Source organism: Mycobacterium sp., assembly GCF_032162605.1.
Taxonomy (GTDB): Bacteria; Actinomycetota; Actinomycetes; order Mycobacteriales; family Mycobacteriaceae; genus Mycobacterium.
Window position 1 is genome coordinate 13,964 of the sequence record NZ_JAVROT010000041.1, and the last position, 20,526, is coordinate 34,489.

At 68.4% G+C, this 20,526-nt stretch carries 18 protein-coding genes, 1 tRNA gene and 1 pseudogene; 7 read left to right on the top strand and 13 right to left on the bottom strand.

What is annotated here, in order from left to right; genetic code table 11:
* Positions 1-109 precede the first annotated feature (109 nt).
* Together QOI01_RS02105 and QOI01_RS02110 are read left to right on the top strand one after the other, a co-directional pair.
* On the top strand, positions 110-1,849 hold the full coding sequence (locus QOI01_RS02105) for a hypothetical protein (RefSeq protein WP_526378137.1): 1,740 nt from the start codon (positions 110-112) through the stop codon (positions 1,847-1,849).
* 26 nt (positions 1,850-1,875) lie between these two features.
* A pseudogene (locus QOI01_RS02110) lies at positions 1,876-2,217 on the top strand (carboxymuconolactone decarboxylase family protein); the annotation flags it as partial.
* Positions 2,218-2,319: 102 nt separating this feature from the next.
* On the opposite strand, the gene QOI01_RS02115 reads toward QOI01_RS02110, so the two are convergent.
* Together QOI01_RS02115 and QOI01_RS02120 are read right to left on the bottom strand one after the other, a co-directional pair.
* Positions 2,320-2,395: transfer RNA gene (locus QOI01_RS02115), tRNA-Thr, on the bottom strand.
* Positions 2,396-2,483: 88 nt separating this feature from the next.
* The gene (locus QOI01_RS02120) at positions 2,484-3,704 is read right to left on the bottom strand and encodes a DNA polymerase III subunit delta' (protein ID WP_526378138.1); all 1,221 of its coding nucleotides are present in this window, start codon (positions 3,702-3,704) and stop codon (positions 2,484-2,486) included.
* Positions 3,705-3,788: 84 nt separating this feature from the next.
* Here QOI01_RS02120 and QOI01_RS02125 point away from each other — a divergent pair, with 84 nt between their 5' ends.
* The gene (locus QOI01_RS02125) at positions 3,789-5,378 is read left to right on the top strand and encodes an adenylate/guanylate cyclase domain-containing protein (RefSeq protein ID WP_526378140.1); all 1,590 of its coding nucleotides are present in this window, start codon (positions 3,789-3,791) and stop codon (positions 5,376-5,378) included.
* On the opposite strand, the gene topA is transcribed toward QOI01_RS02125, so the two are convergent.
* From topA to QOI01_RS02140, 3 genes are all read right to left on the bottom strand, one after another.
* Positions 5,375-8,188, bottom strand: a complete 2,814-nt coding sequence (gene topA / locus QOI01_RS02130) for a type I DNA topoisomerase (RefSeq protein ID WP_526378142.1) — start codon at positions 8,186-8,188, stop codon at positions 5,375-5,377. The two genes, QOI01_RS02125 and topA, sit on opposite strands and share 4 nt — an antisense overlap.
* 131 nt (positions 8,189-8,319) lie before the next feature.
* Positions 8,320-8,910 carry a hypothetical protein gene (locus QOI01_RS02135; RefSeq protein ID WP_526378144.1) on the bottom strand — a complete coding sequence of 197 codons (591 nt, stop codon included), beginning with the start codon at positions 8,908-8,910 and terminating at the stop codon, positions 8,320-8,322.
* An 82-nt stretch (positions 8,911-8,992) separates the two neighbouring features.
* A complete protein-coding gene (locus tag QOI01_RS02140) occupies positions 8,993-9,196 on the bottom strand; it encodes a cold-shock protein (protein ID WP_526378146.1) in 204 nt (67 codons plus the stop codon).
* Between the two features lie 256 nt (positions 9,197-9,452).
* Between QOI01_RS02140 and sftH the strand changes: the two genes are divergently transcribed.
* Entirely contained in the window at positions 9,453-11,780 is a 2,328-nt protein-coding gene (gene sftH, locus QOI01_RS02145) for a DNA 3'-5' helicase SftH (RefSeq protein ID WP_526378172.1), read from the top strand.
* A gap of 293 nt (positions 11,781-12,073) precedes the next feature.
* Positions 12,074-13,141: a PAS domain-containing protein gene (locus QOI01_RS02150; protein ID WP_526378148.1), complete on the top strand. Its 1,068-nt coding sequence runs from the start codon at positions 12,074-12,076 to the stop codon at positions 13,139-13,141.
* Here QOI01_RS02150 and QOI01_RS02155 read toward each other — a convergent pair whose 3' ends face one another.
* From QOI01_RS02155 to ssd, 7 genes are all read right to left on the bottom strand, one after another.
* A complete protein-coding gene (locus tag QOI01_RS02155; RefSeq protein WP_526378150.1) occupies positions 13,142-13,501 on the bottom strand; it encodes an Rv3654c family TadE-like protein in 360 nt (119 codons plus the stop codon).
* Positions 13,476-13,853 (bottom strand): TadE family type IV pilus minor pilin, encoded by a 378-nt coding sequence (locus QOI01_RS02160; protein WP_526378152.1) that lies wholly within the window; start codon positions 13,851-13,853, stop codon positions 13,476-13,478. Before QOI01_RS02160 ends, QOI01_RS02155 begins: the two co-directional genes overlap by 26 nt.
* Positions 13,854-13,858: 5 nt before the next feature.
* Positions 13,859-14,038 (bottom strand): DUF4244 domain-containing protein, encoded by a 180-nt coding sequence (locus tag QOI01_RS02165; RefSeq protein ID WP_526378174.1) that lies wholly within the window; start codon positions 14,036-14,038, stop codon positions 13,859-13,861.
* A 92-nt stretch (positions 14,039-14,130) separates the two neighbouring features.
* Positions 14,131-14,703: a type II secretion system F family protein gene (locus tag QOI01_RS02170; protein WP_526378154.1), complete on the bottom strand. Its 573-nt coding sequence runs from the start codon at positions 14,701-14,703 to the stop codon at positions 14,131-14,133.
* Entirely contained in the window at positions 14,700-15,485 is a 786-nt protein-coding gene (locus QOI01_RS02175) for a type II secretion system F family protein (protein ID WP_526378156.1), read from the bottom strand. Before QOI01_RS02175 ends, QOI01_RS02170 begins: the two co-directional genes overlap by 4 nt.
* The gene (locus tag QOI01_RS02180; RefSeq protein WP_526378158.1) at positions 15,482-16,648 is read right to left on the bottom strand and encodes a TadA family conjugal transfer-associated ATPase; all 1,167 of its coding nucleotides are present in this window, start codon (positions 16,646-16,648) and stop codon (positions 15,482-15,484) included. Before QOI01_RS02180 ends, QOI01_RS02175 begins: the two co-directional genes overlap by 4 nt.
* The gene (gene ssd, locus QOI01_RS02185; RefSeq protein ID WP_526378160.1) at positions 16,645-17,721 is read right to left on the bottom strand and encodes a septum site-determining protein Ssd; all 1,077 of its coding nucleotides are present in this window, start codon (positions 17,719-17,721) and stop codon (positions 16,645-16,647) included. Before ssd ends, QOI01_RS02180 begins: the two co-directional genes overlap by 4 nt.
* Before the next feature lie 413 nt (positions 17,722-18,134).
* Between ssd and QOI01_RS02190 the strand changes: the two genes are divergently transcribed.
* Positions 18,135-18,998, top strand: coding sequence for an HAD-IB family hydrolase (locus tag QOI01_RS02190; protein WP_526378162.1), 864 nt, complete (start codon positions 18,135-18,137; stop codon positions 18,996-18,998).
* Between the two features lie 427 nt (positions 18,999-19,425).
* Here QOI01_RS02190 and QOI01_RS02195 read toward each other — a convergent pair whose 3' ends face one another.
* Positions 19,426-20,169 (bottom strand): Fic family protein, encoded by a 744-nt coding sequence (locus QOI01_RS02195; RefSeq protein ID WP_526378164.1) that lies wholly within the window; start codon positions 20,167-20,169, stop codon positions 19,426-19,428.
* A gap of 98 nt (positions 20,170-20,267) precedes the next feature.
* Here QOI01_RS02195 and QOI01_RS02200 point away from each other — a divergent pair.
* Positions 20,268-20,526, top strand: a 259-nt coding sequence (locus QOI01_RS02200; protein ID WP_526378166.1) for an acetyl-coenzyme A synthetase N-terminal domain-containing protein, incomplete at its 3' end; no start/stop codon positions are given.

Here is a 20,526-nt window from a genome sequence, read left to right on the forward strand (position 1 = left end):
GTCGGCGGTAGTGATTCGGCGGGCAGGAGCGAAGCGACCCGGGGATAGATGGGGCCGGCGGGCAGGAGCGAAGCGACCCGGGGGTCGTTGGGTTCTCCGCACCGCCGCCGTGCTGATCGTGCTGCAACTCGTCGTCCGGACGGTGCTCGCATTCCAGGGCTACTTCTACTGGGATGACCTGATCCTGATCGCCCGCGCGGGCACCCAAAGTCTTCTGTCGCCGTCGTATCTGTTCGACGATCACGACGGTCACGTCATGCCCGCGGCGTTCCTCGTCGCGGGCGGCATCACCAGGCTCGCGCCGTTCGACTGGATCTGGCCGGCCATCAGCCTGGTGATACTGCAACTCGTCGCATCGCTGGCGTTGCTGCGCGCACTTTATGTGATCCTCGGATGGCGCCCGGCACTGTTGGTCCCCTTGGCATTCGCGTTGTTCAGCCCGCTGGGACTGCCCGCGTTCGCTTGGTGGGCGGCCGCCCTGAACGCGTTGCCGATGATCGCGGCGATGGCGTGGGTTTGTGCGGACGCGATCCTGCTGGTCCGCACGGGCAACCAGCGCTACGCGGTCGCCGGGACCGCGGTGTTCTTCATCGGGCTGCTGTTCTTCGAGAAGGCCGCGGTCATTCCGTTCGTCGCCTTCGCGATCGCGGCGCTGCTGGCCTACGTCCTTGGCGACCGCACCGCGGTGAAGACCGTGTGGCGCGGCGGTTTTCGGTTGTGGATTGCGTCGCTGGCGCTGGTTGCGGCGTGGGTCGGGCTGTATTTCGTCGTCGTGGACCAGCGGCGTTGGACCCTCGACCTCACGATGACGGGTGATCTACTGGTCCGCTCGGTGACGCACGGAATCGTCCCCGGCCTCATCGGCGGCCCGTGGACATGGGAGCGTTGGGCGCCGTCCTCGCCATGGGCACTGCCGGGTGTTGCGGTGATGATGGTGGGCTGGCTGGTGCTGCCTGCGGTCATCGCGGTGTCGGTGAAGCGCAAGGAACACGCCAAGGCGCTGTGGCTGGCGGCCGCGGGGTACGCCGTGGCCTGCCAGGTGCCGATCTACCTCATGCGGTCGTCCCGATTCACCGCGATCGAACTGGCGCAGACGCTGCGCTACCTGCCCGACCTGGCCGTGGTGCTGGCGCTGCTGGCGGCCGTCGGATTCTGTGCACCGAACCGCGCGGGAGTGGCTTGGCTGGACGCCTCGCGCGCCCGCACGGCCGTAATCGTCTCGGTCGCAGCCCTTTTCGCCGTCAGCAGTGGCTACTCCACGGTCACGTTCACGAAGAGCTGGCGCAACAACCCGACCAAGGCGTACGTCCACAACGTTCTGACGAGTCTCGCGACCGCCAACGCCGAGACCAAGGCCCCCTTGCTCGACCAGGAGGTCGACCCACTCATCCTGCAACGCTTCGCCTGGCCGGAGAACCTCTTCAGCCATGTGTTCGCCGTGGCCCGTGACCGGCCCGAATTCAGCACCAGCACAACTGATCTGCGCACGTTCGACCGCAAGGGCCACCTCGTTGCCGCCCAGGTGACCTGGGTGCGGCACACCCTTCCAGGGCCCAAACCCCAGTGCGGTTACCTCGTCCAACCCGACGCGCCGGTTCGGATGCCGCTGGACGGGCCCATGCTTCCGACGGAGTGGACGGCCGAGATCAACTACCTGGCCAACAGCGACGGTTCGATGACGTTCGCGCTGTCCGACGGCGACGAGACGAGGGTGCCAGTGCACCCCGGACTCAACCGCGTCTTCGTGCGCCTGTCCGGCGCCGGTGACGCAATCGTGGCGCGTGCCAACACCTCCGCGCTCTCGGTGTGCCTCGCCTCCGGGCCCGTCGGTTACGTGGCACCGCCCTAGCGGCTCACTGTGCCAGACTACTAAGCATGACTAACTTACGTGACGAAGGTCTGCGCGTCTTTCGTGAGCTGCCCGGCGTGCTTCCGGACGGCCCCAATGATCAGGTCGACTTCGGCACCGACGGCTTCGCCCCCGATCTGATGGACATCGGCGTCGAGAGTGTCTTCGGCCGACTGTAGACACGGGACGGAATCAGCAGGCGCGACCGCAGCCTCGTCACGCTGGGCATCCTGATCGCGCTGCGCGCCAACGACGAATTGCACTACCACTTCAAGATCGCCCGCACCAACGGCCTGTCCGACGACGAACTCGCCGAGGTCGTCTACCACGCCAGCGGCCACGCGGGCTTCCCTGCGGCGGCCACTGCCAGGAACCGCCGCGAAAGCGCTCGCGGACGAAGAGTGAACGGGTTAGCCGTCCAACGGCGAACCAGCTTGGTTCGCATCACCACGCGTCAGAACGCGCCGTCGTGGGGCCGCCTCCGGGAATCGAACCCGGGACCTTCTCATTACGAGTGAGACGCTCTACCGACTGAGCTAAGGCGGCACGCCTGACCGAAGACCTTCGGCTGGGCGGAACGAGTGTACGTGAGCACATGCCGAGCACCCAATTCGATCACCTGACGTCTGAATCGTCAGCCGCGCAGCGCCTGCCCCACGGTCGCCACCAACGCATCGACCGCGAACTTCGGCTTGACGTTCACCGTCAACGCCTCGCGGCACTGCAGCACCGCCTCGATACAGCGGAGCAACCGGTCCGGCGGCACGTGCGCTGCCATCGCGGCGACCTTGTCCGCCATGTCCGGATGGTTGGCCTGCACGGCGCCTGCGCCCGAGGACACCAGCAGCGCATCGCGGAAGTACGTCGCCAGATCGATCAGGGCACGGTCCAGCGCGTCGCGCGACGCCCGCGTCTGCCGCAGCTTCTGGCGTTTCTCAAGGTCTTTCAGCGCTCCGGTGGCGCCTCGCATGGCACCGGCAGCACCCTTGCCCGTGCCACCGGCACCGAGGGCGGTCCGCAGCTCCTCGGTCTCGGCCTCGTCGCGGTCCACCGTCAGCGCCTTGGATTCCGCCTCGGCGGTGGCTACCAACTCCTCGGCTGCCGCGTACGCCCGCGAGGGCGTCGCCGCGTCCCGCGCGAGCCCAAGTGCGCGCTCCCGGCGCCCCCTGGCCTGCTCGTCGGTGGCCAATCGGCGCGCCCGGCCGACGTGACCACCGCTGACCGACGCCGCCCACCGGGCGTCCTTCTCGGGCATCCCGTCGTTGTCGATCAACACCTGGGCGATCGCGTCGAGTCGTGGAGTCACCAACGCCAGGTGGCGGCAGCGCGACCGCAGGGTGATCGCAATGTCCTCGGGATCCACCGACGGTGCACACAGCAGGAACACCGTCGACGGCGGCGGCTCCTCCACCACCTTCAGAAGCGCATTCGCGGCGCCCTCGGTGAGGCGGTCGGCGTCCTCGACCACCACGACCTGCCAGCGCCCCGTGCTCGGCCGCCGCGACGCGGTCTGCACGATGGCGCGCATCTCCTTCACACCGATCGTGAGGCCCTCGGGAATGATGCGCCGCACATCGCCGTGAGTGCCCGCCATCGTGGTGGTGCAGGCCCGGCACTCTCCACAGCCGGGAACACCGTCGGACGTGCACTGCAGGGCCGCGGCGAAGCACACCGCGGCGATGGACCGGCCCGAACCGGGCGGTCCCGTGATCAGCCACGCGTGCGTCATGCTGCCGCTCATCGCGCCCCCAGCCAGGGGGTTGTGAGCTGAATCACCGCGGGCGGCACGCGCCGCGGCCACCAACTCCGCTTCGACGGCATCCTGACCGACCAGACGCGAGAAAACACCGCTCATCGAGAGCCAACACTAGTGCGCGAACACGACACGACGTCTTGAACGGCGCCCATACCGGTCGCTTGGGACCGATACGGTTGTCGGATGACCACGCAGGCACCACCGATGGGGCGAATCACCGCATTCGTCCGATGGGTGGCTCGCACGCCGTGGCCGGTCTTCACGCTCGGCATGCTGCAGGCCGACATCATCGGCGCCTTGCTGGTGCTTGGGTTCCTGCGTTTCGGGCTGCCGGCCGAGGACCGCGTCCAGCTCCAGGACCTCCCCGCGTTGAACCTGGCCATCTTCTTGGGCTATCTGTTCGTCTCGTTCACCGTGCTGGCCTGGCTGACCCTGCGGCTGCTGATCCCGGTGATCCGTTGGCAGCGGCGCGACTCACTGCTCGCGGCAGGCGATCCGGCCGTGACCGAACTGGCGCGGGTCCGGGCCCTGAAGATGCCGTACTACCGCGCGGTCATCAACGTCGTCAACTGGTGCCTTGGCTCGATCGTCTTCATCGTCGCCAGCTGGCCCGTCGCCAGCCACTCGGCGCCCGTCGTGGCCGTCGCCGCGGCGCTCGGCGCGACGGCCACGGCGATCATCGGTTACCTGCAGTCCGAGCGGGTGCTGCGGCCGGTCGCCGTCGCCGCCCTACGCGGCGGCGTTCCCGAGGGCTTCAAGGCTCCCGGAGTCATCCAGCGCCAGGTGCTCACCTGGGTGCTGTCCACCGCCGTCCCGATCCTGGCGATCGTGCTGGCGCTGGTGGCAAGCAAGTTCCAGATCCTGACCGCGCCCGCCGAGCGGCTCAACACGCCGATCCTGTTGCTGGCCATCGCCGCATTCGTCATCGGCCTTGCGGGCACCGTCCTGGTGGCGATGTCGATCGCGGACCCGCTGCGCCAATTGCGCTGGGCCCTCGGCGAAGTGCAGCGGGGCAATTACAACGCCCACATGCAGATCTACGACGCCAGCGAATTGGGCCTGCTGCAGGCCGGATTCAACGACATGGTCCGCGATCTGGCCGAGCGGCAACGACTCCGAGACCTGTTCGGTCGTTACGTCGGCGAGGACGTCGCCCGTCGCGCCCTGGAGCGCGGCACCGAACTGGGCGGTCAGGAACGCGACGTCGCCGTGCTGTTCGTCGACCTGGTCGGGTCCACCCAGCTGGCGTCGACCCGGCCCGCATCCGAGGTCGTGAGCCTGCTCAACGAGTTCTTCCGCGTCATCGTCGACAGCGTCAACCGGCACGGCGGATTCGTCAACAAGTTCCAGGGCGACGCCGCGCTTGCCATCTTCGGCGCGCCGATCGAGCACCCCGACGCCTCGGGCGCCGCCCTTGCGGCGTCGCGCGAACTCCACGACGAACTGATCGAGGTGTTGGGCCAGACGGACTTCGGCATCGGCGTGTCGGCAGGGCGGGCCATCGCCGGCCACATCGGCGCTCAGGCGCGCTTTGAATACACCGTCATCGGCGATCCGGTCAACGAAGCCGCCCGACTCACCGAGCTGGCCAAGCTGGAAGAGGGACACGTGCTTGCCTCGGCCATCGCGGTGAGCGGTGCACTCGACGCCGAAGCCCTGTGCTGGGACGTCGGCGAGATCGTGGAACTGCGCGGCCGCTCGTTTCCGACGCAGTTGGCGCGGCCGCTGAATCTCGCTGCACCAAGCGATGTTCCGAGCAAGGTGCAGAACTAGCCCTTCTTCGCGGCGGCCTTATTGGCTGGCACCTTCTTGGCCGGCGTCTTCTTGGCGGCCTTCTTCGCGGGCGCCTTCTTCTTGACGGGGCCCCGCGCCCGACGGTCGGCCAACAGTTCGGAGGCCCGCGAGTCGGTGATCGACATGACGTCGTCGCCCTTGCGCAAGCTGGCGTTAGTCTCGCCGTCGGTGACGTACGGACCGAAACGGCCGTCCTTGATCACCATCGGCTTCTCCGACACCGGATCGGCTCCGAGCTCACGCAACGGTGGCGTCGCCGCACCCTGCCCGCCACGCCGCTTGGGCTCGGCGTAGATCTTCAATGCCTCGTCGAGGGTGATGGTGAACATCTGATCCTCGGTGACCAACGATCGAGAATCGGTGCCGCGCTTCAGGTATGGGCCATAGCGGCCGTTCTGCGCGGTGATCTCCTCGCCGTTGGCCGGGTCGGGGCCGACGACGCGCGGCAACGACAGCAGCCTCAGCGCGTCCTCGAGCGTCACCGTCTCCAGATCCATCGACTGCAGCAACGAGCCGGTGCGCGGCTTCGGACCGGTGGGCGGCGTCTTGCCCTTCTTGGCGGCCGCGCCGTCCTCCGGCTCGTCGGGAGGTGGAGGCAGCACCTCGGTGACGTACGGACCGTACCGACCATCCTTGGCGACGACCTCGTGTCCCGACACCGGGTCGACGCCGAGGATGCGGCCCTCCTGCGGTGTGGAGAACAACTTCTCGGCGAGCTCGATGGTGAGCTCGTCGGGGGTCAGCTCGTCCTTCAGGTTGGCGCGCTGCGGCTTGAGCTCGCCAGCCTCGCCGTCCTCGTCCGCGACCATCCGCTCCAGGTACGGACCGTTCCTGCCAACCCGGACGTTGATCGCCCGGCCCTGATCGTCGTCGAACAGCTTGATGGAGTTGACTTCTCGCGCGTCGATCTCTTCGAGATTGCCGCCGACGAGTTTCTTGAGTCCACCGGAGCGGGCGATGGAGCCCTCGACACCGTGCTCGCCACCGAAGTAGAAGTTGTTGAGCCAGTTGGTCCGTCGCTCGTTGCCGGAGGCGATCTGGTCGAGTTCGTCCTCCATGGCAGCGGTGAAGTCGTAGTCGACCAGCCGTCCGAAGTGCTGCTCGAGCAGACCCGTGACCGCGAACGCCACCCACGACGGGACCAGGGCGCTGCCCTTCTTGTGGACGTACCCGCGGTCCTGGATGGTCTTGATGATCGACGAGTACGTCGAAGGCCGCCCGATGCCCAGCTCTTCCAGCTGCTTGATCAGCGACGCCTCGGTATAGCGGGCGGGCGGGCTGGTGTTGTGGCCGTCCGCGGCGAGGTCCGTGGCGTCGACCCGCTGCCCCTGGGTCAGGTTCGGCAGCCGGCTCTCGGCGTCGTCGGCCTCACCGCCGGCCTGCTCGTCGAGGCTCTCGACGTAGGCCTTCAGGAAGCCGGGGAACGTGATCGTGCGGCCGCTGGCGCTGAACACGACCTGTTCGCCCGTGCTGGCGGCACCCGCGATGCGCAACGACAGCGTGGTGCCCCTGGCGTCGGCCATCTGCGAGGCCACGGTGCGCTGCCAGACCAACTCGTAGAGCCGGAACTCGTCGTTGTCGAGCTTGCTGTGCAGCTGGCCCGGTGTCTGGAAGACGTCGCCAGAGGGCCTGATCGCCTCGTGCGCCTCCTGCGCGTTCTTGACCTTGCGGGTGTACTGGCGCGCCGTCGGGTGGACGTACTCCTCGCCGTAGAGCTGCCCGGCCTGGTTGCGCGCCGCGTTGATCGCCGTCTCCGACAGCGTCGTCGAGTCGGTACGCATGTAGGTGATGTAGCCGTTCTCATACAGCCGCTGCGCGATGCTCATGGTCCGCTCGGAGGAGAATCGCAGCTTGCGTCCGGCCTCCTGCTGCAACGTGGAGGTCATGAACGGCGGATATGGACGGCGGGTATAGGGCTTCTGCTCCACCGACGCCACGCTGAGCTGGGCGCCCCGCAAGCCACCGGCGAGTGCGGTCGCCGACGTCTGGTCGAGAACCCGCACCTCGTCGGGCTTTCGGACCGCTCCGAGCGAGTCGAAGTCGCGGCCGCTGGCCACCCGCCTGCCGTCGACCGAGTTGAGCTTGGCCGTGAACTTCGGCGGTGACGCCTGCGCGTCCGAGACGCTGGCGTCGAGTTCGGCGGTGACGTCCCAGTACCCGGCGGTGCGGAACGCCATGCGCTCGCGCTCCCGCGACACGATGATCCTGGTCGCCACCGACTGGACGCGGCCGGCCGACAGCTTCGGCGCGACCTTCTTCCACAGCACGGGGCTGACCTCGTAGCCGTAGAGGCGGTCCAGGATGCGGCGGGTCTCCTGGGCGTCGACGAGGTCGATGTCCAGGTCCCGCGGATCCTCGGCGGCGGCCCGGATGGCCGACTCGGTGATCTCGTGGAACACCATCCGCTTGACCGGTATGCGCGGCTTGAGCGTCTCCAGCAGGTGCCAGGCGATCGCCTCGCCCTCGCGGTCACCGTCCGTCGCCAGGTACAGCTCGTCGACATCCTTGAGCAGGGCCTTGAGCTCGGTGACGGTGCTCTTCTTCTCCGGGCTGATGATGTAGAGCGGTTCGAAGTCGGCGTCGACGTTCACGCCGAGGCGTGCCCACGGCTCGGACTTGTACTTGGCCGGGACGTCGGCTGCGGCGCGAGGCAGGTCGCGGATGTGCCCGCGAGACGACTCGACGATGTAGCTGGAGCCGAGGTATCCGGCGATTTTGCGCGCCTTGGTCGGCGACTCGACTATTACGAGTCGCCGAATTCTGCCGCTGCCACCGTCCTGGTCAGCCAACTCCGTTTACGCTCCACTTCTATGCGCCAATGGACGCGGGGCCACTAATCGGCGGCCCCACCTGCCTAAGGCAACTGACAATTTCGCACTCCGGGCGAGCGTACGCAAACTGGCTTCATCCCATGGAGGCATCAGGTGCGTGGCCATTGCTGGAACGCGTCGGTGTCCCCTGGGGGTTCCCCCACGTTCTCTACCAGGCGCGATAGGCGTCTGCGGCCACTGATCCGCAAGGCCGGGTGTGCCCCACGGGTACCGATCAAGGTTGGTGCGATTCCCACCCGCATCATCGCCGAAGCGAGTGCGGAATGCGTATCCGGCGCGTGCGGGTCCAGTCCGAGCAGGTAGCGGTCGGCCTCGGGGGTTCCGGCGGCCAGGGTCCACGCCCGCAACTCGCGCGGACCGGGCAGCCACTGAGGAGGGACCGTCTTGACCGCACCGCGCGTCCAGTCCATGGCGATGGACGACAACCGGCGATCGACCGCGGTCCGAACCAGCGGGGTGTTCTCGTCCGTGCGCCCGATCTCCGGCTGCAGACCGGCCTCGGCGATCATCTCGGCCAGCGCCTGGGCGCGCCACAGCTCATCGACCACCACCGACAGCCTCGCAGCCTGCCCGTCGCCCTGGCCGACCAGGACCACCTGTCCCGGGGCGGCCAGGATCCCGGTGAGGTCGGCGACCGCAGGGGGCACCGCCTCCGCCGAGAAGAAGGACAGCTGGCTCACGACCCCGACATTAGGCCAGCACCGCATTCCCGCTGCGGCACCGTGCCGCGTACCCGGCTGACAGTTCGTCGGGCTCGAGCGCTCAGAGGGCGCGGACGTTCACCGCCTGCGGCCCCTTCGGGCTCTGCTCGACTTCGAACTCAACCTTCTGCTTCTCCTCGAGGGTGCGGAACCCGTCTGACTGAATCTGCTTGTAGTGGACGAACACGTCGCCGGAGCCGTCGTCCTGTTCGATGAACCCGAAACCCTTCTCCGGGTTGAACCACTTCACCGTTCCCTGCGGCATGGCTACTTCATTCCTTCTATGTTCCTCGGGTGCGGCCCACCGATTTCCGGTGCGCCGGGCCCGTTCCTGCGAGGGCCGACATGCGAACGCAGAAGCTGCGACCAGGCATAGTCAATCATGTAGAACGCCCTCGCGACAGACTCGTCACGGCCCCGTGACCGACGGTTGACGGGGTGCCGTGCGCCCTGGCCTGACCTGGGGTTCAACGGCGATTTCGGAAGGACGGACAGTGCCTGACCGGGTGCCGCAGCGATCGTTGGACTTCGGTCGCGATCTCCTCGCGTGTGCGGTCGACGGCACCGATCCCGGCGAGCACCCACTGCGCCACGTTTCCGATCTCGCCCCCCGCCAGGCCCACTGCCGACCCTGGCCGCAGTGGGCCGACCCGGACGTCGTGCGGGTCTTCGTCGACCGGGGCATCACGCAGCCCTGGTCCCACCAATCCGCGGCCGCCGACCTCGCCCACTCCGGCCGCCACGTGGTGCTCAGCACCGGCACCGCGTCGGGCAAGTCGCTCGCGTACCAACTTCCGATCCTGGCCACCCTCGGGTCGGACCCCCTGGCGCGGGCGTTGTATCTCTCGCCGACGAAGGCCCTCGGACACGACCAGTTGCGCGCCGCCCAGTCACTGACCAACGCCGTGGCGGGCCTGGCCAACGTCGGACCCAGTCCGTACGACGGCGACAGCAGCCAAGACGGACGCCGGTTCGCCCGCGAGAACTCACGATGGATCTTCTCCAACCCCGACATGATCCACCTCTCGCTGTTGCGGAACCATGCCCGCTGGGCGCTCTTCCTGCGCCACTTGAAATTCATCGTCGTGGATGAATGTCATTACTACCGAGGCATATTCGGTTCCAACGTGGCGATGGTGCTGCGCCGGCTGATGCGGTTGTGCGAGCGCTACGGCGCGAGCGACGGCTCGGGGCCGACCGTGATCTTCGCGAGTGCGACGACGTCGTCACCCGCGGCCACGGCATCGGAGCTGCTGGGACACACGGTCGCCGAGGTCACGGACGACGGCTCCCCGCAGGGCGGTCGGACGGTGGCCCTGTGGGAGCCCGCTCTGCGTCATGACATCACCGGTGAGAACGGCGCTCCGGTGAGGCGGTCCGCGGGTGCAGAGGCGGCGCGGGTAATGGCCGACCTGATTGCCGAGGGGGCCCGCACGCTGACGTTCGTCCGGTCGCGCCGCGGCGCGGAGCTGACCGCCCTGGGGGCCCGGGCCCGGTTGGAGGACGTTGCGCCCGAACTCGCGGACCTCGTCGCGTCCTACCGCGCGGGATATCTGGCCGAGGACCGACGGGCCCTGGAGCGGGCACTCGCCGACGGCGAGCTGCGCGGCCTCGCCACCACCAACGCCCTCGAGCTCGGCGTCGACATCGCCGGTCTCGACGCGGTCGTGCTGGCCGGCTTCCCCGGCACGGTCACGTCGTTCTGGCAGCAGGCCGGGCGCGCGGGTCGACGCGGTCAGAGTGCCCTGATCGTGCTCATCGCGAGGGACGATCCACTGGACACCTTCCTGGTGCACCACCCTACCGCGCTGCTGGACAGGCCGATCGAGCGCGTCGTCATCGATCCGTCCAATCCCTATGTCCTCGGCCCCCAGTTACTCTGCGCCGCAACGGAACTTCCCCTCACCACCAGCGAGGTGCGAACGTGGGGCGCCGAGGTCGTCGCCGACGCACTCGTCGACGACGGGCTGCTGAGGCGGCGGCCTGCCGGCTACTTTCCCGCCCCCGGGCTGGATCCACACTCGGCCGTCGACATCCGTGGATCCTCGGGCGGACAGATCGCGATCCTCGAGACCGGAACGGGCCGGATGCTCGGCAGCACGGGCGCGGGGCAGGCTCCGTCGTCGGTGCATCCCGGCGCGGTGTACCTCCATCAGGGTGAGAGCTATGTCGTCGACTCGCTGGACTTCGAGGACGGTATTGCCTTCGTGCGGGCCGACGATCCGGGCTACTCGACGTCGGCCAGGGAGATCACCGATGTCACCGTCACGGGTCCCGGCGAGCGACGAGCAATCGGGTCCGTCACCGTGGGACTGGTACCGGTATCGGTGAGCCACACGGTGATCGGCTACCTGCGTCGGCGACTCGACGGCGAGGTAATCGACTTCGTCGACCTTGACATGCCCACCCAGACCCTCGACACGATGGCGGTCATGTGCACCATCGAACCGGAGGCCTTGCAGCGCAGCGGTATTGCCGAGACGCGGGTGCCGGGCTCACTGCACGCCGCCGAGCACGCGGCGATCGGGCTGCTTCCGCTGGTGGCCAGTTGCGACCGCGGCGACATCGGTGGCGTGTCGATGGCGGTAGGCCCCGAGTCGGGAACGCCGACGATCTTCGTCTACGACGGCTACCCCGGTGGTGCGGGGTTCTCCGACCGCGGGTTCCGTCAGCTCGCAACCTGGTGGGACGCGACGGCGGCGGCGATAGAGTCGTGCGAGTGCCCGGCGGGGTGCCCGTCGTGCGTGCAATCGCCCAAGTGCGGCAACGGCAATGATCCGCTCGACAAGGCGGGGGCCGTCCTAGTGCTGCGTCTGGTACTCGGCGAGCTGGCAAATCACCGCTCGTGACGGCGACCACCCCCTCGACGGCCGCCTCCACGGACGAACGGCGAACACCACTGAAGGGCGCACCGATCACGCAGACGATCTCGAGGAACGGCCGGACAACGCGATCCGTTCTCAGTCCCGGATAACCCGGGCACAGCCCGAAAATTACCTCCCAACATGGGCCTGCGCAAGCCGGAAGGCTAAACTACGGGCCTGCGCCCTACGTCAAGACCACTCCCACGGAGTAGATCACGACCGATTTCGCAGCGTGGCTCCCGCGATGTCGGCGCACCGCCCGACGGTAAGATGCCGCCATGACCCCGGACTGGCTCCTCGTGGAGACACTCGGCGCCGAACCGGCCGTGGTTGCGCAGGGGCAGCAGACCAAGAATTTGGTCCCGATCAGCGCCTTCTTGCGGCGCAACCCCAACCTGATGGCGATTCAGACGGCCATCGGCGAGACCGTGCACGCGGGTAAGCCGCTCAGCAGCCTCACCGCCAAGAGCGACCGCGTGATTCGTACCGAGATCGTGCAGATGACGGACGGGTGCATCCACGGCGTCCACGTCTGGATCGGACCGCTCGACGAGACGCCTCCGGACCGGCCGGTGCCGGGTCCACTGAAGTGGGATCTGACGAACGGGATCGCCACGGACACGCCGGAGTCACTGATCAACAGCGGCCTCGATCCAGCGGTCGAGTCGACGCAGGGCCGGGCGTTCGCCGAGGACCTTCCCACCCGCAATCTCAATCCGAGCGAGGCGAAGGTGCTTGCGGTTGCGATCAAGCCGGAGGTCGGCCGAACCTTCTGCAGCACCTGGGACGTCATCGATCACGCGGGCAAGCCCATCACCGTCGGCTTCGCCGCACGTGTCCTCGAGGAAGCCGACGACACCGGGCGCGATCGACTGATCTGTCGCGCCATGAACTGGCGCAGCATCCACGACGACTCCGCGGTGCCGCTGAACGATCTCGGTCAACGGATCCTCAACGGACTGGCTCGGCCAGGTGTCCATCGTGCTCTGGTCGATCTGAAGACGTGGAAGCTGCTGAAGTGGCTCGACGATCCGTGCCCGTTCTACGACTGGCACGCCCGCGAGGACGGCCTCACGATGATCCACCCCGACGACGAGCTCGAAATGGCCTCAATGGCAACGGAGTTCGATTCCGGTGCCGCTTCGCGAGTGTTGCGGCTACGGGCAGTCGGCGGCGGGTGGACGCCCATCCACGTCACGGCCCATCGGGTCGAGATCGACGACGACATCTTCGCCGGACTGCTGTCCCTGCGCGTCCCGACCGAGGACGAGCTGACGGCGTCACCGGCACCGCGCAAGACCACTCGCCGGGCCAAGGCCCGCGCGGAGAAGGCCGCGCGCTCCTAGTCATCCGACCGGTCCGGCGCGCGCTTGGGCACGTGCCGCGTGAAGACCCCACCGCCCCAGGCTGACCGGAACCTCGACCGTCACGACGACATCGAGCTCGGTGACCGTGCACGACGACACCGTGGCACCCGTCGCCGCGGTGAGCGATTCCGCAGACGCACACGCCGCCTCCCGACCGGATGCGATTTGGGCCGCCGCGGCCAGCGCGGCGAGGTCGGCGGCAGCCTGGGCGCGGTGCCTGGCGATCACCGCCGAGCCGACGACGGCGCCCGCCACGGTGAGGACCAGCAGTACCGTCATCACCCCGGCCGCCATCACACTCGCCGAACCCCGCTCAGAGGCCGGGCTCCACCGCCGCAACGGACTCCGCGGCGATGGTGAGCCCCGGTAGCAGGACCGACCGCGAGCTGACCCGCGAGACGACGAAGGCGCCGTCGTGGCGCAGCGACAGCGCCGCACCGGCGGGTCCGCCCCTGCGCACCGCCTCGGAGGCGGCGGCCTCCTCACCACGGGCCGCCAACCGCGCAGCCTCCCGCGCCGAGTCGATGCACTGCAGCTGCATACCGACCGCGGCGAGCCCACCCACGCACAACACCAGGACCACCGCCAGCGCGGCGACCGCGAAGGCCGCCTCGACCGTGACACCGCCGGACTCACCACGAATCCCCCGAGTCGCTGCGCTCTCCCCCGCAAGCGGGGGGACCCCCAGCACCGAACTCAGACGTTGGTGTTCAACGCCCGGGTGATGATGTTGGTCAACGCACTCACGATCGAGTCGCCCGTGACCACCGTGTACAGAATGGCGCCGAACGCCGCCGCCGCGATCGTGCCGATCGCGTACTCGACTGTCGACATGCCGGACTCGTCCACCGCAAGCATCGTCATCCGAGCCTGCATCCGGTGAAGTCCGCGAAAAACGCAGCCCATCATCGTCATCAATCCCCATCCCTTCTCCTGGACTCGCGGTCCCTCCGCCAGTCATGTCCTGCTCACCACACCCCCGACTGGAGTACGTCACCCGCCAGGCCGACCACCACCGGCACGATTCCCAGACATATGAACGCGGGCAGGTAGCAGACACCGAGTGGACCTGCGATGAGAACGGATGCCCGTTCGGCAGCAGCCCTTGCCGCATCGGCGGCATCCGAGCGCGACTGGTCGGCAAGCTCGGAGACCGCCTGCGCCAGAGCAGTTCCCGACACCGCCGATCGTCGCGCCAGCCTGCACAGCGCCTCCACGTGCGAGTCCTCCGGTGAGCCGACGTTCGCCCAGGCCGTCACGGGATCGGCGCCCAGCGTCAGCAGATCCGCGGCGCGGTCGAGGACCTCGCCCAACGGCCGCGGCGAGAACGGAGCCGTCGCCCGCGCCGCCCCTGCCACCGCCATGCCTGAGGACAGGCAGGCTGCGAACACGTCGAGGCTCGACGCGACGGCAAGCGGATCGTCGGCGCCGTCGCCCGCCGGAAGGCGCGTGGCGGCAGGAACTTCCACCTGTCTCCGCAGCCGAGACCGGCCGCCGGAGACGAGCACCGCGATGGCCAAGAGCATTGCGGCGAGACTCATCCGATCACCCGAGCGGTGATTCGGTCGGACCACCATAGACCGGCACAGGCCAGTGCCACGCCGATCATCAGCAGCCATCCGCCCACGCCATCGGAGAGCAGGAAGCGCACCGGCTCTGCGCCGATGAGCTGACCCAACCCGACACCCAGCACCGGTAGGCAAGCCAGAATCGCGGCGGTGGCGCGCGCACCCGCCATCCCAGCGGCGACCGTGGAGGCGAATCGTTCCCGCTCGACGATGTCTCGTTGGGCCGCCCGCACCAGCGCGACGATCGCCAATCCCTGCGTCTGCGCCAGGTGCCAGCACACCGACAACCGTTCCCAGTGCCCCGAAAGGGTCGATCGTCCAGCTACCGAACGCAATCCAGCGGCGACGTCGGCGCCCAGTCGAGCCCGTGCTGCAACCGCCCGCAACGAGGTCGCGACCGCACCGTCCACCTCGGCAGCGGCTGACTCGAATGCGACGACGGGGTGCGCCCCCACGCGCAGCTCCCCCACCAGAACGCCGAGTGCACCCTGCAGTGCCGCAGACTCCCTAGCCCGACGGGCCCTCCCCCTGGAATCTCTGCGGCGCATCGCGAACGTGGCCGCGACCACGGCGCCCGCCACGGTGGCGGCAGGCGGGGCGACCATCGCGACGGCCAGCGCACCCGCGACCGAGGCGGTGCGCATCCACGCCCGCCGCGGTGCGCGCCTCGACGGTCGCTGCGCGCCGAACCGCTGGCTGGAGCGTCGTGGAGCGACCATCAGTGCCAGCGCCAAGGCCAATGCCGCTACCGTCACGTCCGGCCCCGCGCCGTTAGAAGCTCCTTCAAAGATTCCATGCCGCAGTCGAATCCGCGATCGGCGTGCCAGGCGCTCGACGCGACCACCATTCCGTCATCCCGTCTGCGCAGCACCGCGATCTCTTCGAGTCTGCGTACCCCCACGCGGTCCCTTCCGACGTGTAAGACAACACGGACGGCGGCGGCGAGCTGGCTGTGCAGCGCCGAACGCCCCAGTCCGCCAACGGCTGCGAGCGCCTCGAGTCGCGCAGGCACTTCGGCGGGGCTGTTGGCGTGCACCGTGCCCGCGCCGCCGTCGTGACCGGTATTGAGCGCCGCGAGCAGGTCGACGACTTCGCCGCCGCGCACCTCGCCGACCACGATCCGATCGGGTCGCATCCGTAGCGCCTGCCGCACGAGATCGCGCACCGTCACCTCGCCGACGCCCTCGACGTTGGCGTAGCGGGCCACCAGGTTCACCAGATGCGGGTGCCGCGGTGCGAGCTCGGGTGCGTCCTCCACGCAGACGATCCGCTCGTCGGCCGCCACGGCCCCCAACGCAGCGGACAACAACGTGGTCTTGCCCGCGCCGGTCCCGCCGGAGACGAGGAAGGCCAACCGCGCGACGATGACGTCGTCGAGGACGCCTGCGGCCTCCGCGGCGATCGCACCCGCGCTGACGAGCGCGCCAAGATCCTGGGTCGCGGGACGCAACACCCGCAACGACAGGCACGTTCCCGCGGGCGCAATCGGTGGCAGCACGGCATGGAGGCGCACGGTGAACCCGCCCGCGCTCAAGCCGGTCAGCTGCCCGTCGACCCAGGGTTGCGCCTCGTCCAGGCGGCGTCCCGCGGACAGCGCCAACCGCTGAGCCAGCCTTCGCACCGCGGCTTCGTCGTCGAAGCGGACGGCGCTGCGCCGCAGGCCGGTGCCGTCGTCCACCCAGACCGAATCGGGCGCGGACACGAGGACGTCGGTGGTGCCCTCGGCGCACAGCAAGGGCTCGAGGATTCCCGCGCCCGTGAGTTCGGTCTGGAGTAGCCGCAGGTTGCTCAACACATCGGTGTCGCCGAGCACACCGGAGGATTCCGCGCGGATGGCTGCGGCGACCACGTTCGGCAAGAGTGGCGCCGACTCGGTCGCCAACCGTTCCCTGACCCGCTCGATAAGCGAGGCGCTCACGAGGCCACCAGCTCGGTCACCGATCCCGGCTGGCGGTTCAGCACCTCCAACACGCGCCGCGCGGCCGACGTCAACGGCGACCGCCGCCGCGGCCTCAGGCCGTCCTGCTCGAGTTCTGCCGCCAGGCCCGGCTGTGACCGCATCTCCGCGAGCAGTGGCAGGCCCGTGATGCGTGCGACGTCCGCCGCGCGCAGTCCTCCTGGGGACGGTCCCCTCACCACCAGACCCACGTTCGGGTTCGTCGCCACGAGCCACTGCCCGATGGCTCCGGCGGCGGCACACGACCTGACGTCGGCCGGGGCGACGAGCACGACCAGGTCCGCGACGTCGAGCGCGACGTCCACCGCGGGAGTCGCGCGTCGCGGCAGATCGCAGATGATCGTGGCGCCGCCGCGACATCCTCCGTCGATCACCGCACTCAATGCGGCGGCGTCGACCTCGCCATCCGTCGGGCCGGCCGAGAGCACGGCGACGCCGTGTCTCGAGGGCAGCGCGGCGCAGAGGGCCGGGTAGCCGATCCTGCCGCCGCCGAGGGCCAGGTCCGGCCAGCGCAGCCCTGAGTCGTGCTCGCTGCCCAGAGTCAGATCGATTCCACCGCTCCACGGGTCGACGTCCAACAGCAGGGCGCGCGGCGCAACGTGTGCGAGCGCCGTCGAGAATACCGACGCACCGGCACCGCCACGCCCTCCGATCACGGCCACCACCGCGCCGCGGCGATCGACGTCCGTGGCCGACTCGGCGGCATCGGACAGCTCCGACACCAGTTCGGTCTCCTGGTCGGGGACCGACAGCACACGTTGTGCACCGACGGAAATCGCGACCCGCCATGCCTCGGGGGTCGGCACGGTTGGACCGATCACCAGCACGCGATCGCGTCGCGGCAATCCCAGCCCGACGCAACGACGAGCACTGTCGACGTCGAGGACGATCGCCGATGCTCCCATCCACACCTTGCGACTGGACGGCTCACCAGCGTGGACCACGCGCACCCCCGCCGCGGCGGCGACGCGGTCGACGTCGCGACGCAGCGCGGCATCGGCGACCAGCGAGAGAATGCCGTTGTTCGTGCTCATGCCGCCACTCTTGCGCCACCGTCCGACCAAGGGCCATACCACCGGGCGTGATTGTGGATGAGGAAGCGTCTGTGGATGAACCGGCGTACGGGCGGGACAGCGCAAACAGTCGGGCACGACGTTACGATTCGCTGCGGAATTGCCGAACTTGTCCGGAAAAAGGGACGACCCCCGCCAGGGGGGAGGAGGCGGAGGTCGTCGTGTATCAGCCCCGGGGGGTCGGGCTGATGCACACCCGGCATAAGCCGAGTAATGCTCACTATACACACGACGATGCACGGCAGCACAAGTCATCGGAACCCTATGAATTTTCAATGAAATCATACGGTGACCTGGAATATTACAGACCGAGACAGGTGACTGACACTGCCACTTCACCGAGTTCTGCGACTCACCCGACACGCCCGCCGCATATGCTGGAAACCGTGACCGCCTCCGGCTCTGCCTCGGCCGACGCTGCCGAGCCGCGAACCGCGCCGGAGCCGCCGGTACGCACGGCGGCGTTCTTCGATCTGGACAAGACGGTGATCGCCAAATCGAGCACCCTGGCTTTCAGCAAACCGTTCTTCGATCAGGGGCTGATCAACCGCCAGGCCGTGCTGAAGTCGACCTACGCACAGTTCCTCTTCCTGATGTCGGGCGCTGATCACGAGCAGATGGATCGGATGCGCTCGTACATCACAACCATGTGCACCGGCTGGAACGTCGAACAGGTCAAGTCGATAGTCAGCGAGACGATGCACGAGATCGTCGACCCGCTGGTGTTCGCCGAGGCTGCGAACCTCATCGCGGACCACAAACTGTGTGGCCGCGACGTCGTGGTGGTCTCGGCGTCGGGTGAGGAGATCGTCGCTCCGATCGCGCGCGCCCTGGGTGCCACGCACGCAATGGCAACCCGGATGGTCGTCGAGGACGGGAAGTACACCGGCGAGGTGGCGTTCTACTGCTACGGCGAAGGCAAGGTCGAGGCCATCGCGGAGCTCGCCGCCCGCGAAGGCTATTCACTCGATCACTGTTATGCGTACTCCGACTCGATCACCGACCTGCCGATGCTCGAGGCAGTCGGCCATCCGACCGTGGTCAATCCCGACCGCGCACTGCGCAGGGAGGCGACCGGCCGCGACTGGCCCGTGCTGACGTTCTCCCGGCCGGTGTCCCTGAGGGACCGTATCTCCGCGCCGTCCGGGGCCGCGGTGGCCACGTCGGTCGCCGTCGGCGCCAGTGCCCTGGCGGCCGGCGCACTCACGTATTCGTTGCTGCGCCGATTCCTGTTCTGACTCCTCGCGACGTTCTCGCAACGGCTGTTGCTGACACCGTCCAATAATGATCTGGAGACTCAGGAGAATTGGCCCTTGATGTGACCGCGGTCACGGAGTACAAAGGAGTCACGGAAGCCGGACAAGGCCAAGGTCGAGCCAGAAGAGAAGGTTCGTCCTCCCGAGTCAGGCATCCCAGCACGGAACTCGGAACCCACGCGGAGCACACGCCGCTATAATGGCAGAAGTGTTGCGGGCCTGCGTAATTGCGGAAAGCGGACGCCAAGCGACGACCCCTTGGGTGGGGTCAGCAGCCGTAGCGCATCGTAAGAACGCCGAGGTCACCCACGCGACCCACACAGCACGCTTGGTACCCGAAGTCCCGTGCTGGCGGGCGACGAGCCGAATCAGATTCGGAACGTCGCCCGCTTCATTTTGCTGAGTGGTGTCACTTCTGTGCCGCCTCGGCGATGCTCAGCGCCTCCCTTGCGCCCGCCTTCAGCCCGCTGCTGCTGTTGATGAGCCACGCGGCCAACCCCTCCCGCGTCCCCGACTCGAATCCTCGTGCGGCGGCCCGGTAATCGCCGACCTTGCGCATCCAATACGACTCAGGCACACCGAGGCCATGGGTGTCGAGCCCACTTGCGATGGTCACCAACCGCGACACCCCCCGCGCCACCACGCCGTCCGCGACGCCGAACGGCTGCAGTGTCAGCAGTTCGCCGTGCACGACTCCGGCCAGCACCGGCGCCGGAACTCGCGTGCTCGTCACCACGTCGGCGAGCAAGCCGAGGCGCTTTCCGACACTGGCCGCGGCGCGGGGCCTGCCCAGCCGGTCGTCGTCGGTGAGGCCGACGGCCGCCAGCGAATGAATCCGCGCGATCGCCTGCAGCGGCGCGTGTCTCCAGACCCCCACCAGCGTCGTCGCCTCGCCCTCGAGGGCTTCGGCGACGCGCAGAGCACCCGCCAGCACGGCGTCGGGTTCACCATCCTCGGCGACGACGAGCGACGCCCCGTCCAGCACCGACGTCGCGCGGGCGGCTCGCATCGCCGCCTCGGAGGCCGACGCGGGCCAACCGCGCCGGTTCGCCTTGTGGCGGTGGGCCAGCGCCAGCGCCTCGCGGGCAGCCTCCCCGGCCTCTGCGACCCCCGGCAGTTCCGCCAACGGGGCGAGGGGATCGGAAGCGGCCACGTGGACACGCTAGTGCGTGCCACACTGCGCAACGCGGGCCGCACGGGGTCGTTGAGTTGCCAACGTCGATGCAACTGTCGGTGACTACGCTCACACCCATGTCCGACACAGAGACCGAAGCTCCCACCTCCTACCCGCCTGCCGCCGCGTTCGCCGAACAGGCGAACGCGAAGGAAGCGCTGTATCGCGACGCTGATCGGGACCGGCTGGCGTTCTGGGCCGAGCAGGCGCATCGGCTGGCCTGGGAGACGCCGTTCACCGAGGTGCTGGACTGGTCGGCGGCTCCGGTTGCGAAGTGGTTCACCGGCGGCAAGCTCAACGTCGCCTACAACTGCGTCGTCCGTCACGCCGAGGCGG